Source organism: Streptomyces sp. NPDC052910, assembly GCF_055585605.1.
In genome coordinates this window covers 856820-877614 of sequence record NZ_JBVJJR010000002.1, presented here as the reverse complement: position 1 = coordinate 877614, position 20795 = coordinate 856820, and the positions used below count along the sequence as shown (strand labels likewise).

Here is a 20795-nt window from a genome sequence, read left to right as displayed (position 1 = left end):
GATGGGGGGACAGGTCCCGTGGCGCGGAGGGGTCCGCGCCACGGGACCATCGGCCCCTCGCCTGAATTAGCGCGCGGCGCGGGCGATGTGGTCGGTCAGCTTCTTCCGGGCGCCGGCCGGTATGTAGGTGCCGCCGGCCTCCGAGTAATTCCGGGCGAACGTGTCGGCGAACTCCGCCGGGTCCTCGCCGACGATCTCGCGGATCGACGTTCCGTCGGCCACGGCCTGCTCGAACAGGTCGAGGAGGTCCTCGAACATCGACGCGTTGCTGTCGGCGTCGATCGGCACGAAGTGCATCAGGTAGTGCTCGATCGCCTCGACCGCGGCCCGGTGGTTCGCGGGCAGTTCTTTGGTGCGGGCCTTGTAGGCCTTCCAGCGCTTCTTGGGCCCGATCACCTTGGCGATGAAACCGGTGCTCTCGTCGGTCATGGTCATTTGTTCCCTTCGCGTAGCTGCTCCAGTCGTTCCGCGAGGAAACTCCATGTCCTCCAGAACTCTTCGAGGTACTCCCGCCCCTGGGCGTTGAGCGAGTGCACCTTCCGCGGCGGCCCCTTCTCCGAGGAGACCTTTCGCACGTCGACGAGACCGCGCTTCTCCACTCGGAGGAGCAGCGCGTAGATGGTCCCTTCGGCGATGTCGGAGAAGCCCTGCTCCCGCAGCCGCGCCGTGATCTCGTAGCCGTAGGCGGGCCGGTCGGACAGCGACGCGAGGATGACGCCCTCCAGGGTGCCCTTGAGCATTTCCGTCACGAGCTTGGCCATGGAGCACCTCCCTCCTGTACTAGTTGGTGACGCTGAGTACTGCTACACAGTAACGCTGACTACTGGTACCTAGCAAGAGGGAATAGTGAATCCGTCGGCCGTCCGAAGGGCGGCGCTCACAGAACCGCGCCGTCCTTCGTCCTGCGGCGCAGGGCGGGCCTGTCGGACCGGGCGACGTCCTCCCACAGGTCGGACAGGCCGGCGATGCTGCGCGCCGCGAACAGCGTGCGGATGGACACCTCCTGGTTCAACTCCGCCCGGATCAGGCCCACCAGCCGGATCGCTCGCAGGGAGTTGCCGCCGAGCTCGAAGAAGTCCTCGTCGATGCCCATCGTCCGGCCCAGTTCGAGGACTTCGGCGAAGGCCTCGGCCAGGATCCGCTCGGTGCGGTTGCGCGGGGCTCGGTACGGTCCGTCGAACGCGGGCGCGGGCAGCGCCGCCCGGTCCACCCAGCCGCCGGCGGTCTCCGGCAGGCGTTCCAGCGGCACGAACACCGACGGCACCATGACCTCCGGCAGCCGCTCGGCGGCGAACCGGCGTAGGTCCGCGGAGGAAGGGCCGGCCCCGGCACCACTGTCGCCCACAGGGACCACGTAGGCCACCAGCCGCCGCTGCCCGGCGTCGTCCGTCCGGGCGACCACCACCGACCGGGCCAGCCCGGGATGCCCGGACAGCACCTCCTCGACCTCGGCCGGCTCGACCCGGACACCCCGGATCTCCGCCCGGGCGTCGGCCGGGCCCAGGTGTTCGAGGAGTCCGTCGCCGGTCCACCGCGCCCGGTCGCCCGTGCGGTACATGAGTCCGCCGGGCGGACCGGCGGGGCACGGCACGAACCGTTCGGCGGTCGCCCCCGGCCGTCCGGGGAAGCCGCGCGCCACACTGGTCCCCGCGATGTACAACTCGCCTGCCACGCCTGCCGGGACGGGCACCAGCCCCGGGCCCAGGACGAGGAGGACGGTGCCGTCCATCGGACGCCCGGCCGCGCCGGGGTCGTCCACCGGTGCGTCCGCGCCCGGGTCGTGCGGCTCGGCGAACACGGTCGATCCCGTCGGGCCGTGGCTGATGACGACCGTCAGCCCGGGGCAGGCGTCCCGTACCGCGCGCACCGCGGCGGCGGGCACCCGGTCGCCGCCACCGGTCCACACCTCACGCAACCCGGCGAGCACCCCGGGGCGTTCCGCCGCGATCGCCGAGAAGACGCCGGCGGGCAGCCAGACCGTGCAGATCCCGTGCGCCGCTCGCGCCCCGGCCAGGGCGTCGGGGTCCGGTTCCCCCGGAGGCGCCACGAGCACCCGGCCGCCGGTCAGCAGCGGCACCCACAGTTCGAGGGGAAGCCCCTGGGAGGTGGCCGGCGTCTGCCACAGCACGCCGACGCCGCCCCGCTCCCGCCACCGGCCGTCCAGGACGAACCGCGTCAGGTTGCGGTGCGTCACGGCGACGGCGGTGGCCGTGCCGGCCGGCCCGGAGCCGTGCGTCAGGGCCAGCAGGCCGTCCGCATGCCCCGGCATCGGAACGTCCGTCACCCGGTCGCCGCCGGCTTCCTGTTCGAGGTCGTCGAGCAGGACCAGCGGCACGGCCGGATCATCGGGCAGCGTGTCGGCCGTCGTCCGGTCGGTGAGCAGGAACCGGGCCGGGAGGCCGCGGACCGCCGAAGCGATCCGCTCCGCCGGGGCCGCCGCGTCGACCGGCAGACAGGCTCCGCCCGCCTTCGCCACCGCCAGCAGGACGACCGCCAGGTCGACCGACCGGGGGAGGCCCACCGCCACCACCGTTTCCGGTCCCACCCGCCGCCGGCGCAGCGCCCCGGCCAGGCGGTCGGAGCGCTCGTCGAGCTCCCGGTACGAGACGGTGGAGTCACCGGACACCAGCGCGACGGCGTCGGGCGTCCGCTCCACCTGGCGGGCGAACAGTTCCGGAACCGTGGCGCCGCTGTCGGCCGGGCCGGCCGGCGCCGCGAGCGCCCGGCCCCACCCGGCGCCGCCCGTCGGGTCCAGCGCCCCGACCGGCCGGTCGCCGTCGGCCAGCAGGGCGTTGATGTGCGCGATCAGGTCCTCGCCGAGGAAGCGCAGCTCGGCGCGGGAGTACAGGCTCGCGGGGGCGTCCAGTCTCAGGTACAGATCGCTGTCGGCGCTGCCGTTGCCGTAGACGCCGATCGCCAGTTCCTCGAAGGTGCCGGTGGTACCGGCGAGGAAGGTGGCCGGGCTGTCACCGAAGAGCAGGCGCTGCGGGAACTCGACGACGTTCACGACGGCGCCGAAACTGCCCCGGCCGTCCAGGACGGTGCCGCTCGCGCGCTGGATCTCCGAGTAGTGACAGGCCGAGTGGCCGAAGATCTCGTACGTTTCGTCGCCGATCGCCTCGGCGATCTCGCCGAAGGTCGCGCCGAGCGGGACCTTCACCCGCACCGGCACCACGTTCACCGCCAGGCCGGGCGTCCGGCTCGCCACCCCCACCCGGTTGCCCACGGCCAGCGAGAAGAGGAACTCCGGACTGTCACAGCGGTGCCGCAGGAACACCGCCGTGGCGGCGGTCACCATCGAGGACAGCCACACGCCCATGGACCGCGCGGCCTCGGCCCACCCGTCCGCCTCGGCACGCGGCACGGTCAGGGTCCGGCTCACCATGCCGATGGGTTCGGTCAGTTCACCCCAGCGGTCGGCGTCGCCCAGCGGTTCGGAGAGCGCGGAGCGCATCGCCGCGGACAGCGCGACGCGCGGCACCTGTGCGGGGGCGGGCGCGTCCGCGAGGTAGTCGCGCCAGAACTCCCGGTCCTGGGCCGCCTGTTCGGAGACGCGGTACCTGGCCGTCTCGGCCGCGAACGACTCGGCGTCCCACGGATGGGCCGGCTCGGGCACGTCCGCACCCCGCGAGAGTGCCGTGTACACCTCGGCGAAGCGCCGCGACAGCAGGAAGGACGCGCCGTAGCCGTCCGAGATCAGATGGTGGTAGACGATCACCAGCAGCGAGCGGGCCGCCGCGAGCCGGACCACGCCCAGCCGGAACAGCAGATCCCGCTCCAGGTCGAAGGGCTGCCGCAGCACGTCGGCCAGCGCCTCGCGGGCCGCCCCCTCCGGATCGTACTCGGCACGGACGTCCAGGAAGAACGGCCGCCAGTCGCCCAGCTCCCGGGGCACCAGGCGCAACCCGCCGTCGCCGTCGACGAAGTTGACGCGCAGCACCTCCGCCTCGCCCATCACGTGCCGCAGGGCGGACTCCATGACCGCCGCGTCGAGCTCGCCGTCCACCTCCCACAGCGTCAACGCGTGGTTGAGCGTGTCGGGGAACATCTCCTGCGCCCGCCACAGCCCTTCATGTGCCGACGACGCACCGAACGAACGCACAGGGATCATCCTTTCAACTCGGTCATGATGTGCTCGGCGACCCGCCGAGGTGTCGGGTGCCGCAGCACGAGGTTCGGCCTCAGCCGGAGTCCGGTCGTCGTGGCCAGGCTTTTGCTCAACTGCATCGAGAGCAGTGAGTCGAAGCCGATCTCCTGGAACTCCCGGTCCGGTTCGATCGCCTGGTGGGAGGCGTGCCCCAGCACGGCGGCGACCTTCTTGCGGACGTGCTCCAGGACGAACGTCGCCGCCTCCTCCGCGGACAGGGCGGCGAGCACGTCCGGCAGGGCGACGGGCTCCTCCTCCGGCGCGGGCACCTCCGGCACCGGCGCCGTCCCGCCCGCCGGTGAGGAGTCCAGCCAGTAGCGCTGCCGCTGGAACGCGTACGTCGGCAGTTCCACCCGGCGGCGCGTCCCGAACAGCGCGTCCCAGGCCACCGGCCCGCCGTGGACGTGCAGTCGGGCCAGCGAACCGAGCACGGCCTCGACCTCCCCGCGGTCCCGGCGCGCCGAGGACAGCACCACCGCGTCGTCCAAGTCCTCGACGGTCTCCTGCACCGGCACGGTCAGTACGGGGTGCGGACCCATCTCGACGAAGACCCGGAACCCGCTCTCGGCCAGCCGGCGGACGGTGGGCTCGAAGAGGACCTGCTCGCGCAGGTTGCCGTACCAGTACTCGCCGTCCAGCGCGGCTGTGTCGACGGCCCTGCCGTACCGGGTCGAGTGGAACGGCACCGCCGACGTCCGCGGGCTCAGGCCGGCCAGCGGGCCGGTCACCCGGTCGCGGACCCGGGCCACATGGTGCGAATGGGAGGCGTAGTCGACCGGGATCCGCTTGGCCTGCGCGCCCTCGGCCCGCATCTTCCCGACGAACTCGTCGAGCGCCTCGGGCTCGCCGGAGACCACCACGGCCCGGGGGCCGTTGACCGCGGCGATGCTCACCCGGTCCTGCCACGGTGCCAGCCGGGCCGCCACCACCTCCGCGGACTCCGCGACCGAGGCCATTCCGCCGTGGCCGACCAGTTCCACCAGGGCCTTGCTGCGCAGCGCCACGACCTTGGCGGCGTCACGCAGCGACAGCGCGCCGCAGACGTGGGCGGCGGCGATCTCGCCCTGGCTGTGTCCCACCACCGCGGCCGGCTCCACGCCCCAGGACCGCCACAGGGCGGCCGTGGCGACCATCACGGAGAACAGCGCCGGCTGGACCACGTCCACCCGGTCCAGCGCCGGTGCGCCCGGCACGCCACGCAGCACGTCGAGCAGCGACCAGTCCACCCACTCGGACAGCGCCCCGGCGCACGCGTCGAGGCTGCGCGCGAAGACCGGGAAGACCTCGTACAGTTGACGGCCCATTCCGACCCACTGGGACCCCTGGCCGGGGAACACGAAGACCGCGCCACCGGGCTCGCCGGCCGCGCCGCGCACCACCGCGGCGGACTCCTCGCCGTCGGCGAGCGCGGCCAGGCCGCTCAGCAACTCCTCGCGGCCGCGGCCCAGCACCACGGCGCGGTGCTCGAAGCGGGTCCGGCCCGACACCAGCGACCAGCCGGCGGCGGCGAGGTCGAGGCCCGGGTCGGCGGCGGCCGCCTCGCGCAGTCTGCGGGCCTGCCGCTCGACGGCGGCCGGGGTGCGGCCGGACAGCACCCAGGGCACGAGGCCGCCGACGACACTCGGCGCGCGCTCCGGCTCGGGTTCCTCTTCCGGTGCCTCCTCCAGGATGACGTGGGCGTTGGTGCCGCTGACGCCGAACGAGGAGACGCCGGCACGCCGCGGATGACCGTCCGCCCGGATCCACTCACGGCCCTCCACCAGTAGTTCGACGGCACCGGACGACCAGTCGACGTGGCGCGAGGGCGCGTCCACGTGCAGAGTCTTGGGGAGGTACCGGTGGCGCATCGCCATGACGGTCTTGATGATCCCGCCGACGCCGGCGGCGGCCATCGAGTGACCGATGTTCGACTTCAGGGACCCCAGCCGGAGCGGCTTGTCCTCGGCCCGGCCCTGGCCGTAGGTCGCCAGCAGGGCACCCGCCTCGACGGGATCCCCCAGCGTGGTCCCGGTGCCGTGGGCCTCCACCAGGTCCACCTCGGCGGCCGACACTCCGGCGTTGGCCAGCGCCGTGCGGATCACCTTCTCCTGGGCCCGGCCGTTGGGCGCGGTCAGCCCGTTGCTGGCGCCGTCCTGGTTGACCGCGGAACCGCGCAGGACGGCCAGCACCGGGTGGCCGTTGCGCCGGGCGTCGGAGAGCCGTTCGAGGAGCAGGACGCCGACGCCCTCGGCCCACCCCGTCCCGTCGGCGCCGTCCGCGAAGGACTTGCACCGGCCGTCGGGCGACAGGCCGCGCTGCCGGGAGAACTCCACGAAGAGCGCCTGCGTCGCCATCACCGCCGCTCCGCCGGCCAGTGCGAGCGAGCACTCCCCGGACCGCAGCGACCGCATCGCGAGGTGCACGGCCACCAGCGAGGACGAGCACGCCGTCTCCACGGTCACCGCCGGTCCGGTCAGGCCCAGTTGGTACGCCACCCGGCCGGTGGCGACGCTCAGCGCGCTGCCCTGCAGCAGGTAGCCCTCCAGCTCGCCGCCGCCGGTTTCCAGGAACCGCATCCCGTACTCGGGGAACATCACCCCGGAGAAGACGCCGACCTCGGAGCCGCGCACATCGGCGGGCACGATGCCCGCCCGCTCGAAGACCTCCCAGGAGGTTTCCAGCAGCAGGCGCTGCTGCGGGTCGACGGCCAGGGCCTCCCGCGGGCTCATGCCGAAGAACGCCGGATCGAAGGAGGTCGCGTCCGTCAGGAAGCCGCCGTGCCGCGTGTACGAGCCGCCGAGCCGGTCCGGATCCGGGTCGAAGACGTCCGGCCACCCGCGGTCCTTCGGGAACTCGCCCACCACGTCCCGGCCGTCCCGGACCACGTCCCACAACTCCTCGGGGGAGGACACGTCCCCCGGGTAGCGGCAGGCCATGGCCACCACGGCGATCGGCTCCCCGCGGCCGGCCTTCAAGGCCTCGTTCTCCTGCCGCAGGCGGTCGCGCTCCTCCAGCAGCGCGCGCAGCGCCCGTTCGACCCGGCCACCGTCCTCCGTCCGGTGTTCCCCGGAGTTCTCCATGTCAGTTACCCCTCTCGTCCAGGGCCAGGTCGATGAGTGCGTCCAGGTCCAGGGCGGCCAATGTGTCGGTGCCGGTGTCCGCCGTGCCGGTGTCCGGCGCCTGGGGCCGGCCGGCGCACGCCAGCACCAGGTCCAGCAGGCCCGCGCTGCGCAGCGCCTCGATCGGGACGGTGCGCAGCACCTCGCGGATGTCCGCGTCCTCGGCCGACCCGGTGACCGGCGCCGGACGCAGCAACTCGTGCAGGTGCCTTCCCAGTTCACGCGGGGTCGGGTAGCTGAAGACGACGGTCGCGGCCAGCCGCTGCCCGGTCGCGGAGGCCAGTCGGTTGCGCAGCTCGACGGCGGCCAGCGAGTCGAAACCGATCTCCTTGAACGCTTTGTCGAGGCTGACGGTGTCGGCGCTGCTGTGGCCCAGGACGAGCGCGGCATCGCTGCGGACCAGGGCGGTGAGGGTGTCCTCGGCTTCCTCGGGGGAGAGCCGGGCCAGCCGGTCGCGGAGCGCGTCGGCGCCGGTCGCCACGGCCGCGGCGACCTTGCGGACGGGAGTGCGCACCAGCCCCCGGAGGACGGCGGGAAGGGTGCCGCTCTCCAGTCGCGGACGGAGCAGGGCCGCGCTGATCCTGGCCGGGACCAGGCAGGCGGTGCCGGCGGCCCGGGCCGCCTCGAACAGGGCCACGCCTTCGTCCGCCGTGATCGGCTTGATCCCGAAGCGGGCCATCCGGGCCAGGTCGGCGTCCACCAGGTGGCCGGTCATGCCGCTGCTGTCGGACCACAGGCCCCAGGCCAGTGAGGTGGCGGGGAGTCCGGCGGCCCGGCGCCGCTCGGCGAGGGCATCGAGGAAGACGTTGGCCGCGGCGTAGTTGCCCTGGCCCGGCATACCGAGCACGCCCGCCACCGAGGAGAAGAGGACGAACTCGGTGAGCCCGGTGTCACGGGTGAGCTCGTGCAGGTGCCAGGCGGTGTCGGCCTTCGGGCGGAACACGCGCTCGACGCGCTCCGCCGTCAGCGAGCCGATGGTGCCGTCGTCGAGGACACCGGCGGTGTGCACGACGGCGGTGAGCGGGTGGTCGGCCGGGACGGCCGCGAGGAGCGCGGCGAGGGCCGCGCGGTCGGACGTGTCGCAGGCCGCGATCGTGACCTTCACGCCCAGCCCGGACAGTTCGGCGGCCAGCTCGGCCGCGCCCGGCGCCTCGGGGCCGCGCCGGCTGGTCAGCAGCAGGTGACCGGCCCGCCCGGCCGCCGCGTACCGACGCGCGATCAGCGCGCCGAGGGTGCCGGTGCCGCCGGTGATCAGGACCGTGCCGCCGGTCGCGTCCACCGGCTCGGCGTCGCTGCCCGCGGCCGACGGGGTCTCCCGGACGAGCCGGGGCACGTACAGCCGCCGCTCGTCGTCCCGCAGGGCCACCTGCGGCTCGCCGCTGACCAGCGCCGCGCGGAACGCGTCGGCGGCGACGGCGTCCGGGTCCGCCACGTCGATCACGCCGAAGCGGCCCGGGTTCTCGGCCTCGGCCGTCCGGATCAGACCCCAGACCGCGGCGTCCGCGGGGCCGGGCGACTCGGCACCGGCGCCGGCCGCGACGGCGTTCCTGGTGACGAACACCAGTCGGCTGTGGTCCAGCCGCTCCTCGGCCAGCCACGACTGGATCAGCTCCAGGGCGTACCGGACGGCCGCACGCGCGGCGCCGGGGACGTCCTCGCCCGAGCCCGCGCCGGTGCCGCCGCGCTCCAGCAGCCCGGTGGCGACGACCAGCTCCGGGAGCGGGGTGCCGGCCGCCAGCAGCGCGGCCGGTCCCTCGTGGCAGTCGACCGTGCCCCCGCCGGACAGGGAAGCGACCAGGGCCTGCGGAACGGCGGCGCCCAGGAACGCCACGCGGCCGGTCGCGGTGGCCGGCAGCTCGGTCGCGGGAATCCAGGCCAGACGGTACAGATGGTCGGGACCTCCCGTCGGGGCGGCCTTCGCCAGATGTTCCGTGCCGATCGGCCGGATCGCCAGCGAGGCCACTTCGGCCACCGGCTGCCCGGTGGGGTCGGCGAGCCCGATGCGCAGCGTGCCCGCCTCGGCGGGGCGGACCCGGACGCGCAGCGCCCTGGCGCCCACGGCGTGCAGCCGGACGTCCGACCAGGCGAACGGCAGCGGCACCTGGTCCGCTCCCGGCTCGGGACCGGTGCCGACGATCGCGTGGAGCGCGGCGTCGAAGAGCGCGGGGTGGAGCCCGTAGTGCTCGGCGGCGTCGGCGGTGCCACCGATGGTGGTGCCGTCGGTGGGCAGGGCGACCTCGGCGTAGAGGGTGTCGCCCTGGCGCCAGGCGGCGGTCAGACCCTGGAAAGCGGGGCCGTAGTGGTAGCCGCGGTCGGCGAGGTCGTCGTAGAGGGTCTCGGTGGGCACGGGGGTGGCGCCGGCCGGCGGCCAGACCGCCGGGTCCGCCCACCCGCCCTGGTCCGGCACCGCGGGTTCCCGGGAGGTGAGGACCCCGGTGGCGTGGCGGGTCCACGACCGGTCGGCGTCGGCGTCCTCGGACCGGGAGTGGATGGTGAGGGCCCGGCGGCCCTCGCCGTCGGGTGCCGCCGCGTGCACCTGGAGGTGTACGCCACCGTCGGCCGGAAGCGGGAGCGGAGCCTCCAGGGTGAGGTCCTCCAGATGCGGGGTGCCGGTCGCCTGACCCGCGTGCAGGGCCAGTTCGACGAACGCGGTGCCGGGCAGCAGGGGAGTGCCGTGGACGGCGTGGTCGGCCAGCCACGGGTGGCCGCGCAACGACAGGTGGCCGGTGAAGACGTCCCCGTCGCCGTCCGCCAGGGCGACGGCCGCGCCGAGCAGGCCGTGGCCGGCCGAGGACAGACCGAGGGCATGCGGATCGGCGGCGGTGGCACTGGACGGCCGGAGCCAGTAGCGCTGCCGTTGGAAGGGGTAGGTGGGCAGGTCGAGGTGGGTGGGTGGGGTGGTGGGGAAGAAGCCGGTCCAGTGCGCGGGGGTGGTGGCGGCGAGCGAGGTCAGCACGCGCTGCCAGGTGTCGTCTTCGCGGCGCAGGGTGCCGGTGATGGTGACGGCGGCCCGGTCGGTGGCGTCGTCGGCCGTCTCCTGGAGGGGGTGGGTGAGGACGGGGTGGGGGCTGACCTCGATGAAGAGGGTGTGCCCGTCGTCCAGCAGACCGCGGGTGGCTTTTTCGAAGGCCACGGTGGCGCGGAGGTTCTCGTACCAGTATTCGGCGTCCATGACGGTCGTGTCGGGCATGGGGCCGTTGGCGTGCTCGCCGACCGTGGAGTGGAACGCCACCTGTGCGGCGCGCGGGCGCACCGGGGCGAGTGTGTCGAGCAGTTCGTCCCGGAGCGCCTCGACGTGGGAGGTGTGGGAGGCGTAGTCGACCGGGATCCGGCGGGCCTCGATGCCCTCGGCTTCGCAGTGGGTGAGGAGCCGGCCGAGCGCGTCGGCGTCGCCGGCGACCACGGTGGCCGACGGTCCGTTGACGGCGGCGACGGCCACGTGCTCCGCCCAGCGGGCGATGAGCTGCTCGGTCTCCGCCACGGTGAGGGGCAGGTGGACCATGCCGCCGTGGCCCGTGATGCGTGCGATGGCGCGGGAGCGGAGGGCGACGATGCGGGCGGCGTCGTCGAGGGTGAGGATGCCGGCGATGTGGGCGGCGGCGATTTCGCCTTGGGAGTGGCCGACGACGGCGTCGGGGGTGGTGCCCAGGTGTTCCCAGAGGCGGGCGAGGGAGACCATCATCGCCCAGAGTGCCGGTTGGACGACCGCGTCGCCTTGGAGGGTGGGGGCGCCGGGGGCTTGGTGGAGGACATCGATGAGGTTCCAGCCGGTGTGGGGTTGGAGTGCGGTGGCGCAGGCGGTGAGGTGTTCGGCGAAGACCGGTGAGGTGCGCATGAGGTGGGTGCCCATGCCGGTCCATTGGGAGCCCTGGCCGGGGAAGACGAAGACGGTTTTGGCGGGGTGGGTCGTCGCGGTGCCGGTGACGACCCGGGGTGAGGGTTCGTCCGCGGCGAGTGCGGTCAGCGCGGCCCGGAAGTCGGCGGGTTCGCGGCCGATCAGGACGGCGCGGTGGTCGAAGAGTGTCCGGGTCGTGGCGAGGGCGTGGCCGATGTCGGCGGGGGTCGTTCGCGGGTGGCGGTCGAGGTGGTCGAGGAGCTGTTGGGCCTGGTCGGCCAGGGCGGCCGGGGACTTCGCCGACAGCGTCCACGGCACCGTCCCGTCCGTCACCACCACCGGCTCCGGTGTCTCCTGGCCGGTTTCGTCCTGCGGGGCCTGTTCGATGATGAGGTGGGCGTTGGTACCGCTGATGCCGAAGGAAGAGACCGCCGCGCGACGCGGGCGTCCCGTCTCCGGCCAGGACCGCTCCTCGGTGAGCAGTTCCACCGCGCCCGCCGTCCAGTCCACGTGCGAGGACGGCTCGTCCACATGGAGGGTCTTCGGCAGGGTGCCGTGCCGCATGGCCATCACCATCTTGATCACGCCGCCCACGCCCGCCGCGGCCTGGGAGTGACCGATGTTCGACTTCAGCGAGCCCAGCAACAGCGGCCGACCCTCGGGCCGGTCCTGGCCGTACGCGGCGATCAGCGCTTGCGCTTCGATGGGGTCACCGAGGGAGGTGCCGGTGCCGTGCGCCTCGACGGCGTCGACGTCCCGCGCCGACAGACCCGCGCCGGCCAGGGCCTGGCGGATCACGCGCTCCTGGGAGGGCCCGTTGGGGGCGGTCAGGCCGTTGCTCGCGCCGTCCTGGTTGATCGCCGACCCGCGGACCACCGCCAGTACCCGGTGACCGTTCTTCCGCGCCTCGGAGAGCCGCTCCAACAGCAGCAGACCCACGCCCTCCGACCAGGCCGTGCCGTCCGCCGCCTCGGCGAACGCCTTGCACCGTCCGTCCGGCGCGAGCCCGCGCTGCCGGCTGAACTCCACGAGCAGGCCCGGTGTCGCCATGACGGCGACACCACCGGCGAGCGCGAGGTCGCACTCGCCGTCGCGCAGAGCCTGAGCGGCCATGTGTATCGAGACCAGCGAGGAGGAGCAGGCGGTGTCCACCGTCAGGGCCGGACCCTGGAGGCCGAGCGTGTACGAGATGCGGCCCGAGGCGACGCTCGCGGTGTTGCCGGTCAGCAGGTACCCGTCGTAGCCGGCGGCGCCGTCGTGCAGTCGCGGGCCGTACTCCTGGGTCATGGCGCCGACGAAGACGCCGGTCCGGCTGCCGCGCAGCGCGGTCGGGTCGATGCCCGCCCGCTCGATGGCCTCCCAGGAGGTCTCCAGGAGCAGTCGCTGTTGCGGGTCCATCGCCGTCGCCTCGCGCGGGCCGATGCCGAAGAACGCGGGGTCGAAGCTCGCCGCGTCGGACAGGAACCCGCCCTTGGCGAGGTACGACGTGCCCTGGCGGCCCAGGTCGGGGTCGAGGAGCCTTCCGAGGTCCCAACCGCGGTCGGTGGGCAGGTCGGAGATGGCGTCGACGCCCTGGCTGACGAGGCGCCACAGGTCCTCGGGACCGCGGACGTCCCCCGGATAGCGGCAGGCCATGCCGACGATCGCGATCGGCTCGTCCGCGTCGACGGCGAGCGGAGAACCGTGGGCGGCGGCGCCGTCGGGCTCGTCGTCCGCACCCAGCAGTGCCATTCGGAGGTGGCGGGCGACGGCGGTGGGGGTCGGGTGGTCGAAGAGCAGGGGCGCCGGCAGCTTGAGGCCGGTGAGGGCGCCCAGGCGGTCGCGCAGTTCGACGGAGGCGAAGGAGTCGAAGCCGAGGTCCTTGAACGTGCGGTCGGCGTCCACGGTGTCCGAGGTGACGTGTCCGGTGATGGCCGCGACTTCGGCCCGGATCCGGTCGGTGAGGATCCGCTCCTGCTCGGTCCGGGACGCCTTCCCGAGACGGTCGAGGAGCGGCGAGGACACGGTGGGAGCGGTGAGCCGAGTGGTGTCCTCGGGGCGATCGGTGACCACCTCGGCGGAGGCCTCGGACTCGGCGTCGGCGGGGCCGTCCGCCGGCAGGTCGATCCAGTGGCGCTGTCGTTGGAAGGGGTAGGTGGGCAGGTCGAGGTGGGTGGGTGGGGTGGTGGGGAAGAAGCCGGTCCAGTGGGCGGGGGTGGTGGCGGCGAGCGAGGTCAGCACGCGCTGCCAGGTGTCGTCTTCGCGGCGCAGGGTGCCGGTGGCGCGGGCGTGCCGGCCGGCCTGGTGGTGATCGAAGGTCTCCTGGAGGGGGTGGGTGAGGACGGGGTGGGGGCTGACCTCGATGAAGAGGGTGTGCCCGTCATCCAGCAGCGAGTCGGCGGCGGTCCGGAAGTGGACGGCGGTCGCCAGGTTCTCGTACCAGTACTCGGCGCCCATCACCGTGGTGTCGGCCACCGGCCCGCCCAGGTGGCCGGCGACCGTGGAGTAGAACGCGACGGTGCCCGGCCGCGCCCGGACGGAGGCGAGGGTGTCCAGCAACCGGTCCCGCAGCGGGTGCACGTGGGAGGTGTGGGAGGCGTAGTCGATCGGGACGCGTCGGGCCCGGATGCCGGCGTTCTCGCAGTGGGCCAGCAGTTCCTCGACGGCGGTGATGTCACCCGCGACCACGGTGGCCGACGGTCCGTTGACGGCGGCGACCGGCAGCCGGCCGTCCCAGCGCGCGGCCAGCTCCGAGGCGTCGGCCAGGCTCAGCGGGAGGGAAACCATGCCGCTGAGACCCGCGATCCCGGCGAGAGCCCGGGAGCGGAGGGCGACGATGCGGGCGGCGTCGTCGAGGGTGAGGATGCCGGCGATGTGGGCGGCGGCGATTTCGCCTTGGGAGTGGCCGACGACGGCGTCGGGGGTGGTGCCCAGGTGTTCCCAGAGGCGGGCGAGGGAGACCATCATCGCCCAGAGTGCCGGCTGGACGACCGCGTCGCCTTGGAGGGTGGGGGCGCCGGGGGCTTGGTGGAGGACGTCGATGAGGTTCCAGCCGGTGTGGGGTTGGAGTGCGGTGGCGCAGGCGGTGAGGTGTTGGGCGAAGACCGGTGAGGTGCGCATGAGGTGGGTGCCCATGCCGGTCCATTGGGAGCCCTGGCCGGGGAAGACGAAGACGGTTTTGGCGGGGTGGGCCGTCGCGGTGGCGGTGACCACTCGGGGTGAAGGTTCGTCCGCGGCGAGTGCGGTCAGCGCGGCCCGGAAGTCGGCGGGTTCGCGGCCGATCAGGACGGCGCGGTGGTCGAAGAGCGTCCGGGTCGTGGCGAGGGCGTGGCCGATGTCGGCGGGGGTCGTTCGCGGGTGGCGGTCGAGGTGGTCGAGGAGCTGTTGGGCCTGGTCGGCCAGGGCGGCCGGGGACTTCGCCGACAGCGTCCACGGCACCGTCCCGTCCGTCACCACCGCCGGCTCGTCCGCCCCGGCCGTGCTGTCCTCGGGCGTCCACTCGCGCAGGACGACATGGCAGTTGGTCCCGCCCATGCCGAAGGAGCTGGTGCCCGCGATCAGCGGGCGGTCCGGCCGGGGCCAGGGAGTGAGGTCCTGCTGGACCCGCAGCCGGAGTTCGTCGAAGGCGATGTCCGGGTTGGGCGTCTCGAAGTTGCGGCTGGGCGGCAGCTCGCGGTGCCAGATGCTGAGCACCGTCTTCAGGAGGCCGGCGACCCCCGCCGCACCCTCCAGATGACCGATGTTGGTCTTCACCGACCCCACGCGCAACGGCCGGTCCGCGGGCAGACCGGTGCCGAGCGCGGCGCCCAGGGCGGCGGCCTCGATGGGGTCGCCCACGGGTGTGCCGGTGCCGTGCAGCTCGACGTACTGAACGTCTTCGGGGGCGGTCCCGGCGTGCTGGTGCGCACGGCGGATGACCTCCGTCTGGGCGCGGGCGCTGGGGACGGTGAGGCCGGGGGTGGCCCCGTCGTTGTTGACGGCGCTGCCCGTGATGACGCAGTAGATCCGGTCGCCGTCGGCCCTCGCGCGGGACAGCGTCTTCAGGGCCAGGTAGACGCCGCCCTCGCCGCGTACGTAGCCGTTGGCCCGGGCGTCGAAGGTCCGGCACAGCCCGTCGGGGGAGAGGGCGCCGAACTTGGTCGAGCCGATGGTGCTCTCGGGGGCGATCGCGAGGTTGACGCCGCCGGCGAGCGCGAGCGTGCACTCACCGGCGCGCAGGCTCTGCGCGGCCAGGTGCACCGCCACCAGCGAGGAGGACTGGGCCGCGTCGATGGCGAGGCTCGGGCCGTTGAGGCCGAGGGTGTAGGAGAGGCGGTTGGCGATGATGCTGCGGTGGAGTCCGGTGACGGTGTGGCGGTTGATGCGCTGGGTGGTGCCGTGCTTGTGGAAGCGGATGGCGTAGTCGTCCCAGATGGCTCCCACGAAGACGCCGGTCCGCGTTCCCGCCAGTTCCGCCGGGATGATGCCGGCGTCCTCCAGCGCCTCCCAGCCGAGTTCCAGCATCAGCCGCTGCTGAGGGTCGGTCATGGCGGCCTCGTTCGGGGAGATCCCGAAGAAGTCGGCGTCGAAGCCGGCGATGTCGCCCAGGTAGCCGCCGCGCGTGGTGACGACCTTGCCGGGGGCGGTGGCATCGGTGTCGAGCAGCCGGCGCGCGTCCCAGCGGTCGGTCGGTACGTCACCGATTCCGCTGCGGCCGTCGCGCAGCAACTCCCAGAAGGCGGTGGGGTTCTCCGCCGCGGGCAGGCGGCACGACACGCCGACGACGGCGATGGGTTCGCGCGCTGACGCCTCCGACTCGTGCGCCACCCCCTCGTGCGGCGGCCGGGCCTCACCGGCGACGTGCGACGAGCGGGATCGGTAGTTGTCGGCGTCCTGCACCGAGGCCTCCACGGTAGTTGCCAGAAGAACAGGTGTAGCTGCGGGTCGTCCGGGGTCGAACGACACCGGGTCAACGCCGGGTGGTCAGCAGCTCCCGCAGTTCGTCCGGCGCGTCCATGAAGTCGTGGTGGCCGCCTGCGACGACCCGGAACTCGACCGAGTCCGCGTACCGGCGCCACCCTTCGAGCTCATCGGGAGTCACCTCGGGGTCGTCCCGCCAGTGCAGGACGACGATGGGGCAGTCCAGCGGCACCGGTTCGGCCCGCCGGTACGCTCGCGCGGCGTCCAGGTCGCGCAGCAGTACGCCCAGGCCCATCTCGATCATGCCGGGGGAGGGCTCGATCCCCCGGTCGCGGACGACCGCCTCCAGTTCGGCGCGCAGCTCGGGCTCGGTCATGGTGAGCATCCGGTCACGCGAGGCGTCGTGCGGCGCCGGCTGGCCCGACACGAAGAGGCGCTCAGGCCGGGGCAGTCCCCGTTCGGCGAGCCGGACGGCGGTCTCGTACGCGGGCAGTGCGCCCGCACAGTGCCCGAAGAACGCGAACGGCCGGTCCAGGAAGGGTTCCAACTGCCCGACCAGTTCGTCGGCGAGGTTCTCGTAGCTGCCGTAGTGGGGCGCGGCCAGCCGGTTCTCGCGGCCGGGGAATTGCACCGGGCAGACCTCGGCGTCGCCGATCGCGGCCGGCCAGGCGCTGAACGCCGAGGCCCCGGACCCCGAGTAGGGGAAGCAGAAGAGCCGCGCGGGGTGGTCGGCGGAACGCGGCCGGACGAACCACGGAGAGGCGGCGGAGGCGGAGCCGGAAGTCATGGCGTCTTTCGTTTCTGGGCGACGATGGGGAGATGGGTCATCCCGGCGATGAAGTACGAGCGCAGGTGCTGCGGTTCACCGGCGGGCTCGATCGACCCGAACCGCTGGGTCAGCTCCTCGAAGAAGACGCGCAGGGTCATCCGGGCCAGTGGCGCCCCGATGCAGAAGTGCGAGCCGAACCCGAACGCGACCTGGCGCTTCGCGCCCTCGCGCGTGATGTCGAAGCGGTGCGGGTCGGGGAACTGGGCCTCGTCCCGGTTGGCCGAGCCGATCCAGGCGACGACCGCCCCGCGGGCCGGCACGGTGCCACCGGCGATCTCCACGTCGTCCACCGCGTACCGCATGAAGTTGCAGGCGGCCGATGTCCAGCGCAGTCCCTCCTCGACCAGGTTCGGGATCAGCGACGGGTCGGCCTGTGCCTTCTCGAACTGCTCGGGCCGCTCGACAAGGGCCTGCACCGTGCCCGAGACGGTGTGCGGCGTCGTCACATTGGCGCCCAGCAGGATGCTGTAGCCGTCGAGGGCGATCTCCTCGTCGGTCAGCGGCGCGCCGCCCGGGCGGACGCTCATCAGGTGGTGGAGCAGGCTGTCGCCGTCGCGTCCGTCCGCCCGCCGGGTCTTGACCCACTCCTTGACGTAGCTGAGCAGCTCGTGGTGGGCGATGGCCAATGTCGCGGCCTCGCTGACCTGCTGGAAGTGCGGGTCCGAGGGGGCGGTCACCATCGCGGTGAGCCGGACGAGTTCCTCCCAGTCCCGCTGCGGGATCCCGAGCAGCGGGCCGGTGACCATGGCCGGGAGCAGCAACGCCCGCTCGGCGAGGTCGAAGACCTCCCCCTCGAGCGCCGGTTCGAGGAACCGTACGACCGTCCGGCGGATGCTGTCCTCCCAGGACCGCACCGCGCGCGCGGTGAGCTTGGTGCCGAGCGGCCGGCGGACCTCGGTGTGCCGGGGCGGGTCGGTGGAGGTCATCAGCGTGCCCGCCGCGACGTCGTCCACCCCGAGGTGGGTGACCACGGTGCCACGCTCGGAGGTGAAGGCGCGGTGGTCGCCGAGCACCCGGCAGACATCCTCGTAACGGGTGACCGACCAGAACTCCCGTCCGTCGGCAAGCACTTGGTGGTGCAGCGGCGCCTCGACGCGCATCGCGTCCCAGACCGGGTGGGGATCGCCCGAGGTGTAGAGGTCCAGGTCGAACAGGTCGACGCGGTCGAGGTCGATGTCACGCGCGGGACCCGGCGTAAGCCTCACCGGCCGGTCCTTCCGCGCGCGATCAACTCGGCCACCCGCTGCGGGGTTTGCGCGAGGTAGAAGTCGCGGACGGACAGCTCGACGCCGTAGTCCCGGGACACCTGCTCGATGATCTTGATCCCGATCAGCGAATTGCCGCCGAGCGAGAAGAACTCGTCGTCCGCTCCGACGTCGCGGGGGCCGAGGTGCTCCCCCCACAGCGCCGCGACCTCCCGCACGAGCGACTCCGGCGCACCCGACGATTCCATGGCCTTCCCTTCCTTTTTCGCGCCGAATCCTGTACCGAACGGGAATTCCCGTTCTGAAGGAGTCCGGGGAGTTATTCCGGGTATTCTTCCGGAGAATTATCCGCCCCCGAGGGGCCGTTCCGGGCCAACGTAATTGGCCGGTGAAGCCCGGCGCAAGGGACGCCGGTGCCGGGTGCCCCGTCGGGCGCCGCTTGTCCCGCTGACAGGACACGCATTTGCCCTTGTGGCATTGGTGACCCGGTCCATAGTGTGGCGTCGGCATTCCGGGCCGGCTGCGGATGCCGGGCGCCCTGCCGACAGGATTACGCCGTTCTTTGAACCCGCGCCGGCGCTCTGTGATACCCCTTTTTCGAGTCAGCCCTTGACAATAAATGAGGACGGTGGCAGTGAGCACGAACCCCTTTGACGACGAGGACGGCCGCTTCTACGTCGTGGTCAACGACGAGGAGCAGCACTCCCTGTGGCCGACCTTCTCCGAGGTGCCGGCCGGCTGGCGGGTGGTTTTCGGTGAGGCCGCCAAGGCCGAATGCCTGGAATACGTCGAGCGGAACTGGACCGACATGCGCCCGAAGAGCCTGCGGGAGGCCATGGCGGCGGGCTGACCGAGGCCCGGCGCACCATCCGGACGGGCCCCGGACGGGTTCCCTTCCCCGGGTGCGGCCGCCGGGCTCGCCCCGTCCGGACACCAGTCGCACAGGAGGCAGTTGATGATCCTTCAGGGTAAGCGGGTCGATCTGCCCGCGGTGCCCGTCGTCCATGGGCGGTTCGAGGCGCACGCCGCCGCCACTCCCGACGCCCTGGCCGTCGTCTGCGCCGGGCAGCGAGTGACCTACGCGGAATTGGACGCGCGGGCGAACCGGTTCGCACGCTTCCTGACCGGGCGCGGGCACGGCCGGGGCGCCAAGGTCGGCGTCTGCCTCGACTACTCGGCCGACATGCTGGTCGCCATCCTCGGCACGCTGAAGGCGGGCGCGGCCTACGTGCCGCTCGACCCGGCCTACCCGGCGGACCGGCTCCGGCTGCTCGTGGAGCGGATTCCCGGCCTCGCCCTGATCGTGGCCTCCCCGGACACGGCCGGGCTGGTCGAGTCGGCGGCGGCCGAGACCGTCGAGCTCGCACGGATGGCCGACGAGTTGCAGTCTCTTCCGGCGACCGCTCCGGACGTCTCCGTCACCGGGGACGACCTCTGCTACGCGGTCTTCACGTCCGGCTCGACCGGGACGCCGAAGCTCACCGCCGTGCGGCACGAGGGTTGGTTCAACCTGATGAACTGGCTGACGGTCGAGTACGGTCTGAGCCGCGACTCGCACAACCTGGTGGTCAGCGCCTTCGGGTTCGACCTCTCCCAGCGCAGCCTGATGACACCGCTGTTCTGCGGCGCCACCCAGTACCTGATGGCGAGCCGGAACTTCGACCCGCTGCTGGCGTACCGGATGCTGACCGAGCACGGGATCCGCACGGTGCACTGCGCCGCCAGCACGCTGTACCTGCTCGTGGACTGGGAGACCGCCCGCGGCGGTGCGGCGCTCGCCGGGTTGGACTACGTGCTCTTCGGCGGCGAGCCGCTGAAGGCGGAGCGGATCCTGGACTGGGCGCGGCGCGAGGGCAACACCTGCACCCTGCTGCACCAGTACGGCGTCGCGGAGTGCACGGACGTCGCGACCTCGTTCGACCTGGCCGGCTACCGGCCCGGCGAGCACGAGATCGCGCCGGTCGGCAGGCCGGCGCACAACACCGGGATCCACCTCCTCGACGAGGAGCTGCGCGGGGTCGCGCCGGGGGAGTCCGGCGAGATCTGCATTTCCGGGATCAGCGTCGGCGCGGGCTACCTCGACGGCACGGGCCCGGAGTCCGGGAAGTTCACCACGCTCGAGGTCGACGGTGAGACGCGCAGGCTGTACCGCACGGGCGACCGCGGGTACGTCACCGAGGCCGGCGACCTGGTCGTCCTCGGCCGGACCGACGCGCAGGTGAAGGTGCGTGGCATGCGCATCGACCCTGCCGACATCGAGCGCGCGCTGGGCCGGCTGGACGGCGTCCGGGAGGCCGCGGTGGTGGTGGCCGACACCGGCGCCGGCGAGGCGGAACTCGTCGCGTTCGTCGTCCCGTCGGACGGCGAGGTCGCCGAGGACGACCTGCGCGCCCGTTTGCTGACGACATTGCCGCGGAACATGGTTCCGTCCCGGTGCGTGACCATCGCGCGGCTGCCGTTGAGCCCGCACGGAAAGGTCGACCGCAAGGTGCTGGTCGATTCCTGTCGACCGAGAGGAACGCGATGATCGCCGAACGGGTGCGCGCCATTTGGTGCCGGGAACTCGGGCACGACGAGATTTCGATGGACGATGATTTCTTCGCCCTCGGCGGCCAGTCGCTGATCATGTCGAAGATTCAGATCGCCTTCATCGAGGAACTGGGCGTCGAGGTCGCCATCGACCAGATGTACCTCAATCCGACGGTGGCCTCGATCTCCGCCTACCTGGAGAACGACTCCTCCGTCCATTCCGATTCATCCGACTCCGGCTGCTGAGGCCCATGAAAATCCACTTGGTAAGTGA

General features: G+C 72.8%; 11 protein-coding genes. 3 read left to right on the top strand and 8 right to left on the bottom strand.

The annotated features are described in order from the left end of the window. Nucleotides 1–66: 66 nt before the first annotated feature. From ACZ6X9_RS09365 to ACZ6X9_RS09330, 8 genes are all read right to left on the bottom strand, one after another. Nucleotides 67–429, bottom strand: a complete 363-nt coding sequence (locus ACZ6X9_RS09365) for a DUF1048 domain-containing protein (protein WP_469777332.1) — start codon at nt 427–429, stop codon at nt 67–69. A 2-nt stretch (nt 430–431) separates the two neighbouring features. Beyond that, nucleotides 432–761, bottom strand: a complete 330-nt coding sequence (locus tag ACZ6X9_RS09360) for a PadR family transcriptional regulator (RefSeq protein WP_469777331.1) — start codon at nt 759–761, stop codon at nt 432–434. A 116-nt stretch (nt 762–877) separates the two neighbouring features. Further along, complete coding sequence (locus ACZ6X9_RS09355) at nt 878–4102, bottom strand: AMP-binding protein (protein WP_469777330.1); 3225 nt, start codon at nt 4100–4102, stop codon at nt 878–880. Nucleotides 4103–4107: 5 nt separating this feature from the next. Further along, the gene (locus ACZ6X9_RS09350) at nt 4108–7206 is read right to left on the bottom strand and encodes a type I polyketide synthase (RefSeq protein WP_469777329.1); all 3099 of its coding nucleotides are present in this window, start codon (nt 7204–7206) and stop codon (nt 4108–4110) included. A 1-nt stretch (nt 7207) separates the two neighbouring features. Then, nucleotides 7208–15865: a type I polyketide synthase gene (locus ACZ6X9_RS09345; RefSeq protein ID WP_469777664.1), complete on the bottom strand. Its 8658-nt coding sequence runs from the start codon at nt 15863–15865 to the stop codon at nt 7208–7210. A gap of 142 nt (nt 15866–16007) precedes the next feature. Further along, a complete protein-coding gene (locus tag ACZ6X9_RS09340) occupies nt 16008–16745 on the bottom strand; it encodes a thioesterase II family protein (RefSeq protein WP_469777328.1) in 738 nt (245 codons plus the stop codon). After that, complete coding sequence (locus ACZ6X9_RS09335) at nt 16742–17992, bottom strand: cytochrome P450 (RefSeq protein WP_469777327.1); 1251 nt, start codon at nt 17990–17992, stop codon at nt 16742–16744. Before ACZ6X9_RS09335 ends, ACZ6X9_RS09340 begins: the two co-directional genes overlap by 4 nt. Beyond that, complete coding sequence (locus ACZ6X9_RS09330; protein ID WP_469777326.1) at nt 17989–18240, bottom strand: phosphopantetheine-binding protein; 252 nt, start codon at nt 18238–18240, stop codon at nt 17989–17991. Before ACZ6X9_RS09330 ends, ACZ6X9_RS09335 begins: the two co-directional genes overlap by 4 nt. Nucleotides 18241–18626: 386 nt before the next feature. Between ACZ6X9_RS09330 and ACZ6X9_RS09325 the strand changes: the two genes are divergently transcribed. From ACZ6X9_RS09325 to ACZ6X9_RS09315, 3 genes are all read left to right on the top strand, one after another. Then, complete coding sequence (locus tag ACZ6X9_RS09325; protein ID WP_469777325.1) at nt 18627–18842, top strand: MbtH family protein; 216 nt, start codon at nt 18627–18629, stop codon at nt 18840–18842. 105 nt (nt 18843–18947) lie between these two features. After that, nucleotides 18948–20519 (top strand): amino acid adenylation domain-containing protein, encoded by a 1572-nt coding sequence (locus tag ACZ6X9_RS09320; protein WP_469777324.1) that lies wholly within the window; start codon nt 18948–18950, stop codon nt 20517–20519. Beyond that, nucleotides 20516–20767, top strand: a complete 252-nt coding sequence (locus tag ACZ6X9_RS09315; RefSeq protein ID WP_469777323.1) for a phosphopantetheine-binding protein — start codon at nt 20516–20518, stop codon at nt 20765–20767. The genes ACZ6X9_RS09320 and ACZ6X9_RS09315 overlap by 4 nt, the downstream gene beginning before the upstream one ends. The last annotated feature ends 28 nt before the right edge of the window (nt 20768–20795 follow it).